We start from the raw sequence: 17,391 nt of genomic DNA, 5'->3' as shown, positions 1-17,391 counted from the left end.
GTCTCTGATTTTAGCATACCATTACGGGGCTGTGCGGCAGTTCTTTTCGTATTTAGCCGAGACAGCGTGTAAGGTGAACTGTATGCAAGCACATAGCGATCATTAGGGATGATTACTTGAGTAATTCTTCAAGTGAGACTGGGAATAATGGTTTCGCCAACTCATAAACTGCCTTTGCATATTGTTGAATTTCGTATTGTGAATCATGAGCAAGCCGTTGATTGAGGAAATGGCAAACGGATTGAAGTGAAGCTGTCCAATAATACGCCGTGTACATTCCGTAAGCTGAAGGTATAAGTAGACGTGCCTGCTCAGGAGCGATATTATTCTCTAATGCCCATTCGTAGTCCTGCAGTCCTTGTTCAATCTGTCGAAGTAATCTTTGCGTAGCTTCAAGACCGATTGTTTCAGCTACAGGCTCTCCGCTTCCTTGCTTAGAGTTTTCTGGCCTACTTCGCCAATCAGTAGGGTTGGGAACATAATTTTCTACATCAATCGTTATGTATCTTCTAGAAGCTTCGTTCCAAGCATCCATCGTGTGATCACTTCCAACTACGTACTTCCAATGTTGCCTTGCTACCATAAGGGGAGCATAAACTTCAAATTGAATAGTAGCATGTCGGAATGGAGACATATGATCTTCCCTTGCCAGGAACTTTATAAGCTTAATATCATTTGGTGTAAGTTCCTTTGATTCCTTGGCGTAGGAAACCCTTGCACTATTTACAACTGATAAATCTCCACCCATATGATCTACAAGTCTAACATACCCTTTATCAAGTACATTTATCTTCAATTAAGGCGTCCTCCTCTTATCATTTAATCTTCTCAAAAAAACATCATAACAAATATTGAAAAAGAGGACTAGACGCTTAATAGGATAAAATTGTTGGCTTTAGCAGCTCAAGGACAGAGTAATCCCGTCCATGAACACACAAAAAGCAGGATTGAGGAATGTCTTCTACCCTGCTTATTTGTGTGGCATCTGTTTTTAATGCACCAGATGATCCAAGTCCGGCTGCAATTTGTTACGCAGGACATACAGCATAACGGCTCCGACAAGGAAAGCGACGGCATCCGCAATGACGAGCGACCAGACGACCCCGTGAAAGCCATGCATTCGATTGGCGATATACAACACAGGAATCAAAGTAAGTCCTTGAATGACTGACATAATAAATGCGGCGGTTCCTTGGGCCGTTGCTTGGAAGATCCCTGTAAACAACGTAGTCATTCCTGTAATGAACAGGGATAAAAAAGTCACGTGCAAAATATAACTGCCCATTTCGATCAATTGCGGGTCATTGGTGAATAGACCGATTAAGTGATCAGCGACCAGATAGACAATGACTCCGAACATGACGGCTAACGCCACAATCGTTTTAATCGTGAAGCCGATAGTTTGCTTCATGCGTAATTTATTCGCTGTAAATGAGAAAGCGATTAACGGCACGACTCCCTCGCATAAGCCCATCAAAATAAACTCAGGAAATTGCAATAAGCGCGATGAAATTCCGTAAGCGGCTGCAGCTTGATCCCCATAGTCGACAAGAAAGTGGTTCAAGACGAGTGACATAGCCCCTAAAAAAATACTCATCACAAAGACGGGAACTCCGATTTTACATACATTGACGAGGATGTCTGTGGTAGCCTTGAACCATTTGACGGAGACGGTTAAAAATTGGCTTTTGTATCCCATATGGAAGGCGTAGAAGACACTCGCAACCAAGTTAGAAATAACCGTTGCGGACGCAACGCCGAGCACGCCCCAATGGAACACGAAGATGACAAGCGCATCAAGCATAATATTCACGACAACACTAAGAATCATGCCGATCATCGACGTGACGGCCGCACCCTCCGCGCGCACGATATTTTCCAGGGTGAAAAATAAAACGACGAACGGCGAACCGATAAGCATAATCGTGACATAATCCTTCGTGAATCCAAAGGAGTCAGGAGTAGCCCCCAGACCATGGACGATCGGATCGATCGACGGAAGGCCGACGGCCATCACGATAAGGCCGAGAACTAAACTGCTGTAGAAGGCGAATGAAGATACATGTCTCACCTCATCAAATTTCTTCTCTCCCAGCAAACGGGAGATGAACGTACCGCTGCCAATGCCGATCAAGTTGCCCAGCGCCATAATGCCCGCGAATAACGGCAAAGTTAATGCGAGTGCGGTTAACATGGACGTATTGCCAAGTGTGCCAAGGAAGTAGGCGTTTAAGATGGCATATATGACACTCATTGACGCGCCTAGCATCATAGGTACGGCAAAGTGGGCGACGGCTTTTGCGATCGGCGCCTTTTCAAAGTAATGGAGGTTTTCGGCATCCATGCGGATCACTTCTTTCTTTAAAATTTGTCTAACAATGTTAGATTTTATCTTACGGTGTTAGTTTGAATCTTACAGTGTTAGATGATATCATGAACTTATGAACCTGTAAAGAAGAAACTTACACTGTTAGACAAAAGGGCGGATACCAATGAAAAAGCAGCAGCCTCAGATTTCGGAGGATAAGATACTGGAAGCCTCGTGGGAGCTTCTTGGAGAAGAGGGCATCGAGAAATTCAGCATGAGACGATTGGCCGATCGGCTGGGAATTCAGGCCCCTTCTCTGTACTGGTATTTCAAGAGCAAGCAAGACCTCTATCAGCGTCTCGCCAATCAGGTGTCGAAAATTATTCTGGAGGAGTTCCACTCCGATGGGGACTGGAAGGAGCAGCTGTCAGAGCTTGCGGTAACTGTACGCCGTGTGCTCGGGCGGTATCCTTGCTCCACGCAGCTCATGATGCTGACACTGCCCCACGAGCCCGACTATATCCGGTTCACCAACCGTACGCTGCTCTGCGTGGATTCGACATCGCTTAAGCAAGAGCAGAAGTTTCAAGTGCTTCTTACGCTTTTGAATTATGTCTTCTATTTTGTTCTGGACGATTACCAGCATCAGCGCAATGTGTCCGCTATCGTTAAGGAGCAGGGAGGGCTTCCGAGCGGCGAGATGAACCGTCTATTGGACTCCATGAGCGAGGCTGAGGCGGGGCTGTTTCGGAGCATGTACAAGAGCGGGGTTTTCGAGTTGATGGGGTCCGATGGGGCGTTTGAATTCGGCTTGAAGCTGATTCTGTTAGGGATTGAGCAGGTGATCAAGGAGCAGGAGAAGTAGTTGAGAGTCATGAGATGTTTCGACGAATGGAAGCTCGCATTAAACTGCAAATCATGCTTTTGGCAGCAAAAAAGTAGGCTGCCGAAGGGGATTTCGTATACAAGAAAGAGACCCGCGGGTCCGCGGGTCTTCATCTGTCAGCATGTAGGATAGGGAGGGAGCCACCTACTTTCCGCACCACCTGTTCATCCGCCCCCACAACCAATCAGCTTCTGCCTTAATGTCTTCTGGAATTTGCAGATTGGGAAGACCAAGTTCGGCTGATATGGACATGCCCATCAATAGATTTCCAAGATAGTTGACATGCAGTCTGTCCATCATCAGTTTCTCGTACGTTTCGGGTTCGTTTCGATAGAATGGTTCGAACCGGCTATATGTATCGAACAGCGAAAGCTGCATCTCGGCGGCCAACGCACGGTTCGTTTGCACTATGTTTTCGAACGAATGCCGGAAACCTGCCTCAAACAAATGAAACAGCGGGCAGTAGTAAGTCTGCAGCACAGGCTCGGCTTCAATACCCCTTAGGGCCACGCAAATTCGGCGTATATTTTCCGCGTACTGTTCGATCGGCATGCCTCGTACGGCGTCATTGCCCCCGATTGTGATAATGACGGCCGCAGGCTGTAAAGACAGCACGTCTCTCTCGAGCCGTCGTACAAGATCGTCGCTTGTTTCCCCTCCAATGCCTTGATTGACGATGCAAACATGCCTTCCGATTTGTTCGCGCAGATTGATGCCGAGCCAATCCACCCAATTATGCCGTCCTGCGCTTGACCACGTCAGTTCGGTGTTGCTGGAGCCAAAAGCAATGAAACGATACGAGTTTTCCGGGTGATCCTGCCATTTCCTTATGTTGATCATTATTTTTTACACTCCGTTTCTTCATTTTCAATACGGGCCAGCAGCGGCCTTGCATCCAGAAGTCCAAGGTGGCGGAATCCAGCGCTGCCACCCACTGCGATCGGATTTGTATCGAAACGCAAGGAACCTTCTCGATCTTGCGCCCTTTTATTAATTATAATGAAATAATTAGATTAGGAAATGGGTTATGATCGTGTAGAGGAAATCGAGCCAAGCAAGGAGTAGAACAGAAAGGAATAGCATTTCCCGAAGCCATTTCCCGAATAGTCGGGAACAATCCTCTATCCGGGATGGAATGCCGGAAGGTAAACTGGCTCTATCGCGGTATAGGGGGATGAATAAGTTGAGCATGATGGAACTGGCTTCGAATCGGGGGGCAGAGCCGAAGCGCTGGAAGCGTATCGGGTTCGTTTTCGTGGCTCTGGTATTTATTTTGGCGGATTTCTTTATCCTGCAGGGAGCGACGGAGGCCATTGAGCCGTGGGTGCCGTCGGATTGCGGCGGCTGCAGCGGCGAAACGTTTCTTCCCGATGCCTATCGCTGGCTTGCGGCTTCGCATGGAGCGCTGCTCGCCATCCTGTTCGGAGGGAGTCTGATCGCGCTGCTCCGTCGGCCGTTCGAGAAGCCGATGCTGCTTTATTTCTACGCCGCGGGTCATCTGGCGTTTCTGGTCGTATTTGCGGTGACCGCACCGAAGATGGCGCTTGAAAAGGTCTTTATATTTGTCATGTTTTTACTTATACTTACGATATTATATACGTTTTTTCACAATCGGGCTTCCGCTATCAGGCTAGGGCCATCGGGCGGTTACAATCGGCCTCTGCTTGGGCTTACGGCGGCCGCTGCGCTCGTCCTGCTGCCGGTAGTGGTGCAAGCGGCCATACAGCAGGTCGCGGAGACGGAGGAGCAGTTCCGTTGGGGGGAGCACGCAGCCATGCTCATAACGCTGCTGTTCGGCGGCGTTCTTGCATCGTCTCGGCGTCCGGGCGCGCTTGCGCTTGCCCTTATCGTGAGCCTAGTCTATGTGTATCTCGGCGCTTCCGCTCTGGCAGTCCCGGACCATCCGGGAAGCTGGGGCGTTGCGGGAGGCATAGCCTCTTTTGTATTCGGAGCAGTTTATGCCGGAGTTGCCATCTATAGCAAACGGTCGAGGTGAGCTTTTTATGAAGGGAGTCCAGCCGCTGCCAAACCTGCAGCCATCCGATATGTCCAGCAGCCACCATCCGCGGTGGCTGTTCGTGTTGTATTCGGGAAGCGTTGCACTCGTGCTGTTCTTGATCGTTTTTTATCTGGCATCGCTGCCTTTTTTCTATGAATACCTGAGTCATACATGCTACAGCGGCCAGGCGGGCAAATGCATGGAGGCGGGCATAAGCGTAATGCCGGTCGAGTGGAGCGGCGCCGCGGCACTCCATGTCGGAATCAATATGTTCCTGTTCTCCTGCTATGCGCTCGTAGCCGCGTTCATTTTGCTGCTGAAGCCGCTGGATAAAGTCGGCTCCATCGCCGCTTTTACACTTGTTGCCTTTGCATTCGGTGATTTGGTCGTCAAGCTGTGGGAAGGATCGGAAATTCTCGTTCACATCGCGCAAGTCGCGTCGATGGTCGGCTTGACGGGCTTCGCGTTGTTGTTTCCAAGCGGCAGGGTGACCCGCAAGTGGCTGGCTTGGACCGCAGGACTTGCGCTTGCCGCCCGGAACCTGCCCGATTATGTGCCCTATCCGGTTGTACATATCGACAATTGGCCGCTCGGGTTGTCATTATGCTGGCTTGTCGTGTTTTATGGCGCTCTTGCCTACAGCCAGATCACGCAATATCGTGAGAATGCCGCGCAAAAAGCCAGGCAAGCGATCCGCAAGGTAGCATACGGGTTTGTCGGAGCTTTTCTGGGGCTAATCAGCGTGAATCTGCTGCTCCTGATCTGGCCGCAGCTTTATAAGAGCGATATATATTGGCTGGATCTGACGATCAGGCTGGTTATGCTGCCCATTCCCATCTCGCTCGGCGCTGCTTTGCTGAAGCATCGTCTGTGGGGCGTTCCGCCGGTTGTACGCAGAACCTTCGTTTATGCGGCGCTGCTCGTTGTTTTATTCGGCATCTATATGGCAACGGTTTGGTATCTCGCACTGGTGTTTCGAACGGAAAGCCGTATATTTTCTTTAATTGCGACAGGCGTTGTTGCGGTATTGTTTGCTCCGCTCAAAGCTGTGATGGAAACGTTCATCAATCGGATTGTATACGGCAAACGGGGCAATCCGGTTGAGTTCCTGATCGGTCTGGGAGACCGGCTGGCGGAGCCGTACATGCCGGAGAAGGTGCTTGGCTCCGTGGTTGCGACAATCAAGGAGATGCTGCAGCTTCCGTACGCCTCCGTTACGATTCTGGTGAACGGGAGCGAGAGGGAGGCCGCCGCAGCGGGGATGCCCAATGACATGCGGCCGGTGCGCTTCCCGCTTGTGATGGGAGGAGAGGAGCTGGGCAGTCTGTACGTCTCTCCGCGATCGCCTGACGAGCCGCTGACCTCGGCCGATCTCAAGCAGCTTCGTCTGCTGGTCAGAGAATCGTCGAGAATCGTTCAGGGCTTGAAGCAATCGCTGGATATTGGCCGGTTAATGCAGGAGCTGCAGGCGTCGAGGGAGAAGCTGATTTTCGCGCGCGAGGAGGAGCGGCGTTCGATCCGGAACAATTTGCATGATGACCTCGCCCCCCGGCTCGCATCGCTTGCGCTCAGTGCGTCCGCGGCCGGCGCGTTTATGAGCAAGTCCCCGCAGCGGGCTGCGGCTATTGTGTCCGAGCTGGAAACCGACATTCGCGCCATCGTAGCCGACATTCGCGAATTCGTCCATAATCTTCGCCCTCCGGCGCTGGATCAGTACGGGCTGGTCGAGGCCATCCGCCAGCTCGCGGGGCGGTTTATGCGTCTGGGGAAAACGCAAGGGGGAGGCGACCCTAAGCGCATCAAGATGGAAGTGACGGCTCCGGGCTCGCTTCCGGTTTTGCCGGCAGCCGTCGAAGTTGCCGCCTACCGCATCGTGTCCGAAGCGATGGTCAATGCCTTTAAGCATTCGCAGGCCGGCTTGTGCCGGGTGACGTTGGATATAAGGGCGGGTTCGCATAGCGAGGAGCTGTATGTGGAGATCATGGACGACGGCGTGGGAATAGCTGCGTCGAATAAACGGAAGGCGAGCGGGCAGGAAAGCGGAGTCGGCTTGATCTCGCTTCGGGAACGGGCTGCAGAGCTCGGCGGCCGAAGCAGCATCGAGCCGGCGGAGGGCGGAGGCACCCGGATATCGGCCTGGCTGCCGCTCAGCCTGAGTGCGGATTGGAGGGCAGCGGAATGAGCATGCTGAAAATTTTGATCGCCGACGATCATCCGATGTATCGCAAAGGCGTCCGGACGATTCTGGAGACGGTGGATGACATGGAGGTTGTCGGAGAAGCGACGAACGGACTCGAGGCGCTCGCGCTATGCGGAGAGACGATGCCGGATGTCGTGCTGCTGGATATTCGCATGCCGGATATGAACGGCGTCGAAGCCGCGGGTCGCATGAAGGAAGCGTATCCCGGCGTGCAGATTCTTTTTTTATCCATGTACCAGGATGACGCCTCTGTGATGGCCGCTATGAAAACCGGGGCGAGAGGCTACATATTGAAGGACGCCGATAAAGATGAAATACTGCGGGCCATCCGCGCAGTTGCGGCGGGTGAAGCCATTTTCGGCGGGGAGGTAGCGACCAGGCTGATAAGCTTTGCCACCCGGCCTTTATCGCATCTGGACAGCTTCTCGCAATTAACCGCTCGTGAGAAAGAAGTGCTCAATTATCTCACGAAAGGCCTCACCAACGTGCAAATCGGGGAGCGAATGGATGTATCCTCGAAGACGGTGTCGAACTATGTAACGCTCATCTTGAATAAACTGCACGCCGCAGATCGGGCCGCAGCGGTACGAATGGTAGAGAAGGCGAAGGGCGGAGACTGACCCGACTATTTTCCGCACAACCTTATCCCAACGCAGAGACCGACTAGGGACTTGTTCCACCAGGCTTCCTAACTCCTCCAAACAAGAAGCACGACCATCCGGTCCGTGCTTTTTTGCCAATATTATCAATACACCCCCTTAAACGGTCAAAGAAAAGAGAATTTTATGGCAGTATTCTATTAGAAAACCTAAGGAGCTGTTAAAAATGAAAGTGAACAAGTCATGGGTGATCGCCGCATCATGTGTCCTTGCAACGAGTTTGATGACTGGTTCTGTGTTTGCGAAGTCCGATAATGCAAATAACGTTAAAAAAGAGGAGGCTTCCGTAACGTCTAAAGCACCTGAAAAGGATGCAGCGAAAGAAAAAGAGAGCAAAAGCACGGCTGAGCAAGAAGGCGTAAACTCTGTTACCGACAGCACGTATGGAAAAGAAGGGAAAAATGGTTATAAAGGGCTGCTGCATGCCATTGAAAATGTAAAAGACAAGCCGGCTGGAGCTGTTATTGCTGAACAGCTTTTGGTCAAATATGGGGCAGCGCTTAGCGCCGAGAAGAAAGCTGAATTGGAAGCCATCGTAGAGAAGGATGCCGCACTTTCGGCTGCTGCCGATGTATTGGACAAGCAGGGCAACGTAACGGATGCTGTTTACGCTCAAAAGGATGCAGTGAAAGCTAACCTGAAGAACATCGATTCCTACAAGAAGCTCGGTAAGTTGTATAAAAAATTGGGAAAAAAAGGCGTGCTTTTATATGTGAATGGCGAGGAGCCTGTTATGGAAGTTCATCCTTTCATCCGCGAAGGCAGCACCTTGGTACCTTTCCGGGCAATCGCCGAGGCTCTGAAAGCAGAAGTTAGCTGGAATGCGGAGGAGCGTTCTGTAACTGTCACACGTGACGGGATCACCGTGAAGCTGTTCATTGATAGTACAACCGCTTATGTAAACGGTAAAGAAGTGACATTGGAAGTAGCTGCTTCCATAACGGAAGGGAATACGGTTGTGCCGGTTCGTTTCATTAGTGAATCGTTGAAAGCTGTTGTGGAGTGGGAAAGCGAGACGACATCCGTTATTGTTTACGAGGAATAGTGAAAGCGCCCGAACGGAAGTACGGAATAGTAAGTCGGAAAATCATGGGCTTGCCTTGCCGCAGCCCGCGAAAAAATGAACCTCCTTCCTTGCTTTCAGGGCACCTGCTGAGGGTGCCCTGAAAGCTTTCCCGGAAGTGATCCCCAGAGAGTAAGAGGTCATCAGGGTGAAAACAAGCTGATTGGCAGCAGCTTTATGCTTAGGATAGGATTTACAAAGTGAATGCGGAAACCGATGTATTCAACTGCTCGGACAGCTTGGCCAAGGTTTGCGTGGCGGCCGCCGTTTCCTGGGAAGCGGCAGCGGATTCCTCGCTGCCTGCCGCAATGGTCTCCACGGAAGTGAGGATAACAACCGATTGCGCAGTCTGCTCTTCCGTAGCGGCGGCGATTTCCGCCACTTTGGCCGCGACGTCGTTGACCATCTTCAGAATATGATCGAACGCTTGCCCGCTTTTCCGGGAATTCGACATGCTTTCAGCAGCCGAATGCGAGCTTTTCGTAATGTGATCCTGCATCACTTTAATAATATGAGTAATCTCTTTCGTAGCTTGGGTGCTGCGTTCGGCAAGTTTTCGTACTTCATCGGCGACGACCGCAAAGCCTCGTCCCTGCTCGCCGGCCCGGGCCGCTTCTATCGCGGCGTTAAGGGCGAGAAGATTGGTTTGGTCGGCAATCTCATCGATCACTTCCGTGATTTGTCCGATTTTGTCGGAATATTCAGTAAGTTTCGTCACCTGTTTCTCCAGCTGCTCCATCGCCTCCAGCGAATTGCCGATAATCGTATTGCCTTCCGTGGCTTTTTGCGCTGTGCTATCGGAAAGACCGGCAACTTCTTCCGAATGTTTCGCAATAGACTCCATACTGGTGGAAAGCTCTTTTAACAATTCGTTGATGCTTTGGGCTTCTGTAGCCTGACTCACACTACCTGCGGCAATTTCTTCCGTTGAAGCGGAAATTTGCTGGGAAGCCGCACCTAAATGATGAGCAGATTCCCGAATATGGCTCATGAAAGATCGGTAATTCTCCAGCATGATATTAAAGGATTTGGATAGCTGGCCAATTTCATCCCGCCCCAAATCCGGCAGCCTCACGGTCAAATCGCCTTTATTTTCTGACAATTCACGAAGTTTATCCAGAACAAGATTCAGCGGACGCAGCTTTCGGATAAGCAGGAATACGGAAGCCGGCATGCAGACGGCAACGATACAAATGATAACGATCACCACATACAGGTATCTGTAGAAAGAGCTTTCAGCGGAAAGCGTTTCTTTGTGCGCACGCGCATTCATTTTATCCTGAAACTTTTGAATTTGCCCGGAAATACTTTGTTTGCTTGTGGCGTATTGTTCGTCAAACATCAGGTTACGCGCTTTATCAAGGTCGCCTTGCTCAACGGCTTTGAACGCTGCGTTCTCCGTCTGGACCAAAATTTCGGACTTATTTTTTGCTTCTTGGAGGAAGTCGAGCTCTTCTTTGGGAGCGTTTAATTCTTCTAGCCTTGCGATAACTCGGTCTCGCGATTTGGTTTCGTTAACTTCTCGCCAATAATTGTTGTAGTGGACCTTATCCCTGAATAGGACATATTGCCTGGCCTCGTTAGTCAAATAATCGGATGAATTGGATAAATCAAATCCGAGTTGCTTGAATTCCGCCTGTTTGTTTACGGCCTCTTTGAAATTCAGGTAGTCTGCCCGCAGCAAAAACGCGGACACGAGGAGCAGAGCCGACAGCAGGATAAACGAGATGCCGATGCACTTCAATAATGTCGAGATTTTCATATGTACCCTCCAAAAGTTGTAGTTAACCTAGCAAAACGCAAATCGTTATCGCCAATATTCGTTATCCACCCCTTTTTAGGAAAGCTCGAAAAATGTCAAATTAATCGAGAAATATGTCGAATAAAGTCATTATATGCCAATGTTCTAGGACCAGTAAAGAAATTTTCTTGGTTGGACGGCAGTCCGCAGGATGACCGCTATATCAAGAAGTGGAATTACTAGGGGAGAGGGGATGATTTCCTGGAATCTAGGATGGAGGGAGCAGAGACGTCCGGGCATATGACCGGCAAAACGAATAGAAAATATGGCCATCCCGCGAGGGATGGCCATACCTATATATAATTGCCGGTTCAGATCGCGTGATGGAACCTCAGCTGACGAAGCCGAGCTTCTTCAAGGCGCGAAGCAGAACAGCGGCAGCTTCGGCGCGGGTGGCCGGTTCGGCAGGCGCCAGCTTTGCGGCTGCATCTCCTTGCAAAATCGCTTGGTCTGCCAGCCATGCAGCGGATGCTTGCGCCCAGTCCGGAATGCTGGAGGCATCCGTGAAGGCGGCCTCAGCCTGCGTACGGGGGGCTGACAAGGTGCGGTCTGCGAACTGCATGGCGCGCATCATCAGAACGGCCATCTCCGCGCGCGTAATCTGTGCATCCGGCGCAAAGAGAGTCGGCGTCTGCCCCTCGACCAGCCCCAGGTTAACGGCTGCTCCGACAGCTCCGGCAAACCAGGAATCGGCCGGTATGTCGGTGAAAGAGGACGCGTCTCCGTTCGCGGCGAGACCGAGGCTGCGCACGACCAGAGCTGTGAACTCGGCTCTCGTAATCGTACGGTCGGGCGCGTAATCCGTGTCGTTTGCCCCCTGTACGATAAGCTTGGAGGCCAGAGATTCCACCTCGCTTCGGGACCAATGTCCTTGCAGATCGGCGAAGGACTTTTTGTAGTTCAACACGGTGTAGATACTATTGCCGGTACGCTTGAGCTCGAAGACGGGCCGGCCGTCGACGGTTTTGGCTGCCCCCGGCACGAATTGATAGCCCAAAGCCGGATCGTACATCACTCCTGTGGCCGAAGACATCCCGCTCAGGGAAGGCAGACGAATGGAGCGTGTGACATACGTTTGGCCAAAGTCATTCAGGCTCCTCGACTGACCGCCCTCCCGGAGCGTCAGCTCGAAATGGATGGCCGTGCCGTTTACCAGCGCAGCGTCGCCATGGAGCGCCCCTGCAGCTTGCTCGAGCTGCTGCAACTGCTCTCCGCGAACGGGGCTGATGGATACATGAACGGACATTTGATTCAAGGAGCCCTGCCATTCCGGCTGGTCCAGCTTCAGGATATGCAGCGGAAGCTGATAGCTGGCCGTTTCCGTATGAATCGCGATAACCGTGCGGTCTGCTTGGCCTCTGGCCGCTGCCAGCGCTTCGGCAGGCAGGGAGACCTCGGCTTGCCCGGAGGTCGGAACGCGAACATGCAGTTCCGCTTGCTGGCCGCTGCCGGCTCCGGCCGCCGTTTGCGCTAAGGCCGTCTTCAGCTCCTCGGAGCCGATGACTGCCGATGTAATCATTTGCCCTGAGGCATCCCGCTGCTGTGTGATAACGGCCGCTCCGGCCGGCAATTCGGCCTTATGGACGCTGCCTTCGGCGTTCGGTTTTGGCTCAGGAGACGTTGGCGTGCCAGTGCCCGCGCCCGTCCCCGTCCCCGTGCCTGACGTGCCGGAGCCGCTGCTGCTGCCATTGCCGGAGGTCGTATCGGTGTCTTCTTCATCGGAATCTGTGTCTGTGTTTGTAGCAGGCTTGGCCTGCTCGACAATCCGGCCTTCGACGGACGGGGCGATGATTCCGCCGAGCGAGTTCATGTGATCGATAAAGTTCTCATAATCCGGGTAACCGAGATCCTCATGATACCGGCCTTGAGCGATCGCCTCGGCGAACGAAGCATAACCGTCCCCGCCGCTCGCGACAAAGCTGTTGGTGGCGATCCGGTAAGTGCCGTCCGGCCGCAACGGCGCATAGCCGTCTCCCTCTTGGATACGGATATCATATACCTTCTGCCCAGCCGGCTGAGCCGGGTCCCACTTGAAGGTCATGCCGGCGACCTGCGGGAATTTGCCCGGGAGATCGGCCAGCTTGGCGCCGCTGACGCCATTTTCCAATCCGGCCTTGAGTTGCTGTCCGGTTACCTCCAGCACATACAGCGTATTGCCGAATGGCATAACGGTGCGCAAGGCCCCCATCGTAATATCGCCCTGCTGGATGGAGTCGCGGATGCCTCCCCCGTTCATGAGCGCGACGTTCGCCTGCTTCAGCGCCTTGCCTTTGGCCAGCATGCCGTCGGCGATGAAGTTGCCCAGGTTCGTTTCGCGGGAGCGGACATGCTCGCGCTTGCCGTCGAGCAGCACGCCGGCTTGTCCGATCTTCTGCCGCTTGAGCAGCTCCAACTCGTCGTTATAAGGCTTCAGCTTGCTCTTGGCGACCGGCTCTTCGGCGACGGAAGCGTCCACCGGGATAAGCCGTCCCTGCAGCTGCTCCGGTCCGGTCATGACGACGCCCTGCTCGTCGAATGTTACGTCCAGACGACCGAGAAATTTTCCCCACTCGTTGGCTTGCACGATGACGGTAGGATCAGCCCCCTCGCTTGTCAGCACGACAGGCGCCTCCAGCTTGGTGTGCGTATGCCCGCCGACGATCACGTCAATGCCCGGTACGGCGGCAGCCAGCTCCCGATCCCGGTTGTAGCCGAGATGGGACAAGGCGATGATGACCTGAATGCCTTCAGCCTGAAGGGCCTGCACGGTTTTCGCCGCAGCGTCGTTGGCCGGGCGGAACGCGACCAGCTTGCCCGGACTCGAGGTTTCCTTCGTATCCTCGGTCGTCAGCCCGAACACCCCGACCTTCTGACCGTTTACATCAAGCACGATGTAGGGATATACGCCGGCGTGATCGGCCGAAGGAGCAGTCAGCGTATCCAGCACCCGTGGCGCGCGCAGCAGAGGACGGATCGCAGGATCCTCCTGAAAATCGATATTCGAGCTGAGCAGCGGAAATCTCGCTCCGCGGATGAAGTCGGCGAGTGTCTGCGTGCCTTGGTCGAATTCATGATTGCCGAAGGTCATGGCGTCATAGCCCATCAGATTCATGAACTCCAGGTCGGCCAGCCCCATCCACTTGGTGAAATACAAGTCTCCTGAAAATACGTCGCCGGCATCCACCAGCAGGCTGCGGCCGCCTTCCTCGCGGATCTGGTTCACCAGGGTGGCGCGCCGGGCCGCATCAGCCAGATGAGCATGTGTATCATTCGTATGCATGACCGTCAGCTTCCATGGGCCGGCAACCGTTACGACCGCCTGAGCCTCGGCGTAGCCGTCGGCCGTACGGACAGTAATCACGGCCTTGCCGCCGGACAGCGGCGTCACATGTCCGGTTTGGTCGACACGGGCTACCGCCGGGCTGGATGATTGCCAGACAAGACCGGAGTCGGACCCGCCCAGCACAGAGGCGTTCAGCTTAACAGCAGCCTCTCCGGTCCGAAGGCTCAGCGCTGTCTGATCCAGGTTGATCCGCGGCGTCTTCAGCTCGAGCACGGCGATCGTACCGCCCACTTCATTGGCGACGAGCAGCAGGGGCAACCCTGTAGGGCTGTCCGCCGCCGGGATGAATTCCAAGCCTTCCGGACCGGTGTCGGTATGCAGGCCGGCTTGGAAATCCCGCGTATTGATATAGTTCACGAACCGGGACTGGGCCAGGTCCGTGACATCATAGGTCATCACGCCGCCGATCCGCTCGAGTCCCGTGAAGGCCAGCACCCTGCCGCCAACCTCGCCGACAGCGATATATTCCGGCTCCGGTCCTTTTTTCGTGCTGCGGTCGTCCATTTCCGTCTTGCTGTTGCTGGCATTGAAATAATCCGGCAGGCGTTCCCCGGTAATCCGTTCGAAATCGCTGCCGCTGTCATAAACCTGCTCCAGGGTGTCGGCATGCCAGATGGAGAAGGAACGGCCCCCGTACAGGTATACGCCATCCTTGTCCATATCGCTGACAACTTCCAGATTGTCATACGCTGTTTTCCCGGCGAGGAAAAGGGCGGCCTCCGAATCCGGGTTCAGAGAGGTCTTCAGCTTGCCCAGCTTGATAGCATTGGTCTTCCCGGGCCATTCCGTGGCATCTCCTTCATTGGCGGTGAACAGATAAGTTTTGCCGCCGATCTGATGAGCGGCAAGGCCGTCAGGCATGTACATGCCGTAGAAAGGAGCGTTCTCCAGCTTGATGGCTCCGTCCTTCACGAGATCCAGAGCATGGCGAGCCTCGTTGAAATTTTTATAGCCGAGTCCGTGCACGGCCGTTACCTTCTTCTTGGCTATATTGATCACGGCGATCGCATTATTTTCCTGCAGGGATACATAGGCTTGACTTTCATCGGCAGACAGGGCGATGTACTCCGGCTCCAGATCCCGAATGGCATCGGCCTTGCTTCCGCTTCCCGTGATGATCCCTGTGGCCGGGTCTGCGGCTCCGCGTATGTGAACCGTTTCGTCGATGACCGCAGGATCATCGAACTTTACATGCACCACGGAGCCTTCCTGCGTATCGAGGATCGTGACGCTTCCCTCAGGGTCCTCCAGTCCGGATCGGGGTTCCGCTTCGTTCGCCGTCAGCACGTACCTGCCGTCAGCCGTAAATTTCACCATATCGGGCTGGACGCCGGCATCATAGGCTTGAACCGGATTTCCGTCATAATCAAGCAGCAGAATCTTGCCGCCTTGCATCGGGTCGGCATGCTGAACGGCCACGGCGATCCGCTTGGTTGCCGTATTCACATCAACGCTGGTCAGGTCGCCGAAGAGGAAGCCGTTCTGCTCGGCAAGCTCCTTGACCATCACGGATTTCTCCTTCGCAAGCGTTCCTCCGGCGGTCAAAGGCACGATGTCCAGGCTGGGCGGATTGGCGGACCCGCTTACGATGTACAGCTTGCGGTTGTCGCTGTTGTACTTGACGATTTCGGCCACGCCGCCGTCTTTATTCGAAGCGCCGACCTGGTAGTGGGCGATCTTCTCCAGCTTTAAGCTGTCCGGAGTAAGCGCAGGCTTGGCCGGCTGCACGGTCAAGGGCAGCAGACGAGTGCCGCGCGCCCGCGGCTCGGCACTATCATACACCGTCACGGTAACGGCTGCCGTGCCCTCCGTACCTGCCATAGGCTGACCTTGGATATGGCCGCCGGCGCTGTCGAGCGACAACCCTGGCGGCAGCCCTTCCGCATGGAAGCTGTAAGGAGGCTTGCCTCCGTAAGCGGACAGCGTCACGGAGTACGGGGAGCCGACGTAGGCTTCGGCCAGCTTGTCCGTCGAGACGCCGACGGCTGCGGAAGGCCAGGCGCCGTCCACTCCGCCCCGCGGGCCGCTCCTGAGCAGCTCGGCCGCATCGGCGCTGCTGTAATCGATCTGCCGGAAATCGGCCTGGTTATTGTCCGTGTCGGTTAATGCTTTGCGGACAATGCCTTTTTTCTTGGACTTGCCTTCCGCGCTTCCCGTAGGATAGGCGATCTCATAGCCGTCGATGGCGCTCTCGGCATCATTATCGGCTGCGCCGACCAGATCCACGTAACCGGCCGGCTTCAAGTTGGGGGAGAAGGGCTGCGGCACGGTCAGCGGCGCCTGATTGCTCATCAGCGCGACTTTCATGGCTTTATTGTATATAAAGGTGTCGATGCTCTGATCGCTTTTGGACGAGAGATCGACCTTGAGGCCCGCGCCGGCCGCTCCCGTTGGCTTGCCGGTTATGAGGTAGGAAGAACGGGCCTTGATCGTCCCGGTAAGGTTCAGCTGCTGCCACGGGCTAGTCGTCCCTTCGGGATTGGCCGCCAGCTTCTTGTCATTGTAAGCGTAATGAAGCGACCACTGGTTCAGCGGGATATCCTGATCGGTAGGATTGTACAATTCGATGAAGCCGTGGGAAACAGGCGCATCGGCTGCCGCTGACAAGCCGCCGCCATACACCTGTTGGATAAATACATGAGGGACCGTCACATCATAGCCGCCCTCGGCCGTATAAGGCGTTCCTGCGACGGGCGGCGGCAGCGGCTCAGAGGCGCGCGCGGGCGCTTGGCCAGCCAGCAGAGAGCCTGCGATCAGCTCTCCGGCCAATAGCAGAGATAGTATAGTCTTTCCTTTTTTATTCAAATCCGAAGTCACTCCCTCTTCTTAAGGTAAGGTATCCTGTTCCAGTGTAAGAAGGGAATGTTAACGCCGTGCCGTTCTTGTATGTTTTTATTGTAAAGATGTAAAGATGTGTCAGGCGGCCAATAGGGGAGAAGTGCGGAAAACCGTACAAATAGTCCAGTCTGGTGGTCGAAATAGGGAGAGTTGTGCGGAAAACCGTACAAAAAGCTACTGTCCGGCGTTGAAATAGGGGGAGATGTGCGGAAAACCGTACAAATACTCCCGTCTGGTGGTCGAAATAGGGGAGATATGCGGAAAACCGTACAAAAGCTCCTGTATGGTGGTCGAAATAGGAGACGTGTGCGGAAA

General features: G+C 53.8%; 10 protein-coding genes. 5 read left to right on the top strand and 5 right to left on the bottom strand.

Translation table 11 applies throughout. The annotated features are described in order from the left end of the window. Window positions 1-112: 112 nt before the first annotated feature. Both thyX and BLR08_RS23355 read right to left on the bottom strand, forming a co-directional pair. Complete coding sequence (gene thyX, locus BLR08_RS23360) at window positions 113-748, bottom strand: FAD-dependent thymidylate synthase (RefSeq protein WP_371117652.1); 636 nt, start codon at window positions 746-748, stop codon at window positions 113-115. A 243-nt stretch (window positions 749-991) separates the two neighbouring features. Further along, a complete protein-coding gene (locus tag BLR08_RS23355; RefSeq protein ID WP_072335878.1) occupies window positions 992-2,344 on the bottom strand; it encodes an MATE family efflux transporter in 1,353 nt (450 codons plus the stop codon). 148 nt (window positions 2,345-2,492) lie between these two features. Between BLR08_RS23355 and BLR08_RS23350 the strand changes: the two genes are divergently transcribed. Next, window positions 2,493-3,173 carry a TetR/AcrR family transcriptional regulator gene (locus tag BLR08_RS23350; RefSeq protein WP_072335875.1) on the top strand — a complete coding sequence of 227 codons (681 nt, stop codon included), beginning with the start codon at window positions 2,493-2,495 and terminating at the stop codon, window positions 3,171-3,173. Window positions 3,174-3,338: 165 nt separating this feature from the next. On the opposite strand, the gene BLR08_RS23345 is transcribed toward BLR08_RS23350, so the two are convergent. After that, entirely contained in the window at window positions 3,339-4,034 is a 696-nt protein-coding gene (locus BLR08_RS23345) for an SGNH/GDSL hydrolase family protein (RefSeq protein ID WP_072335872.1), read from the bottom strand. Window positions 4,035-4,377: 343 nt separating this feature from the next. On the opposite strand from BLR08_RS23345, the gene BLR08_RS23340 reads away from it, so the two are divergent. The 4 genes from BLR08_RS23340 to BLR08_RS23325 all read left to right on the top strand — a co-directional run bounded on the left by BLR08_RS23340 (window position 4,378) and on the right by BLR08_RS23325 (window position 9,097). Next, window positions 4,378-5,190 (top strand): hypothetical protein, encoded by an 813-nt coding sequence (locus BLR08_RS23340; protein ID WP_072335869.1) that lies wholly within the window; start codon window positions 4,378-4,380, stop codon window positions 5,188-5,190. 7 nt (window positions 5,191-5,197) lie between these two features. Continuing rightward, complete coding sequence (locus tag BLR08_RS23335) at window positions 5,198-7,375, top strand: sensor histidine kinase (protein WP_072335866.1); 2,178 nt, start codon at window positions 5,198-5,200, stop codon at window positions 7,373-7,375. Then, window positions 7,372-8,013 carry a response regulator transcription factor gene (locus BLR08_RS23330; protein WP_083537463.1) on the top strand — a complete coding sequence of 214 codons (642 nt, stop codon included), beginning with the start codon at window positions 7,372-7,374 and terminating at the stop codon, window positions 8,011-8,013. The genes BLR08_RS23335 and BLR08_RS23330 overlap by 4 nt, the downstream gene beginning before the upstream one ends. A gap of 205 nt (window positions 8,014-8,218) precedes the next feature. Then, a complete protein-coding gene (locus tag BLR08_RS23325; protein WP_072335863.1) occupies window positions 8,219-9,097 on the top strand; it encodes a copper amine oxidase N-terminal domain-containing protein in 879 nt (292 codons plus the stop codon). 211 nt (window positions 9,098-9,308) lie between these two features. Here BLR08_RS23325 and BLR08_RS23320 read toward each other — a convergent pair whose 3' ends face one another. Together BLR08_RS23320 and BLR08_RS23315 are read right to left on the bottom strand one after the other, a co-directional pair. Further along, complete coding sequence (locus BLR08_RS23320; RefSeq protein ID WP_176835591.1) at window positions 9,309-10,811, bottom strand: methyl-accepting chemotaxis protein; 1,503 nt, start codon at window positions 10,809-10,811, stop codon at window positions 9,309-9,311. Between the two features lie 436 nt (window positions 10,812-11,247). Beyond that, complete coding sequence (locus tag BLR08_RS23315) at window positions 11,248-17,043, bottom strand: choice-of-anchor I family protein (protein WP_176835590.1); 5,796 nt, start codon at window positions 17,041-17,043, stop codon at window positions 11,248-11,250. Window positions 17,044-17,391 lie beyond the last annotated feature (348 nt).

It is taken from the genome of Paenibacillus sp. cl123 (assembly GCF_900101595.1).
In the GTDB taxonomy this organism is placed as follows: domain Bacteria; phylum Bacillota; class Bacilli; order Paenibacillales; family NBRC-103111; genus Paenibacillus_G.
The sequence above is the reverse complement of the archived record's forward strand: the minus strand, read 5'-3'. Positions and strand labels throughout refer to the sequence as shown.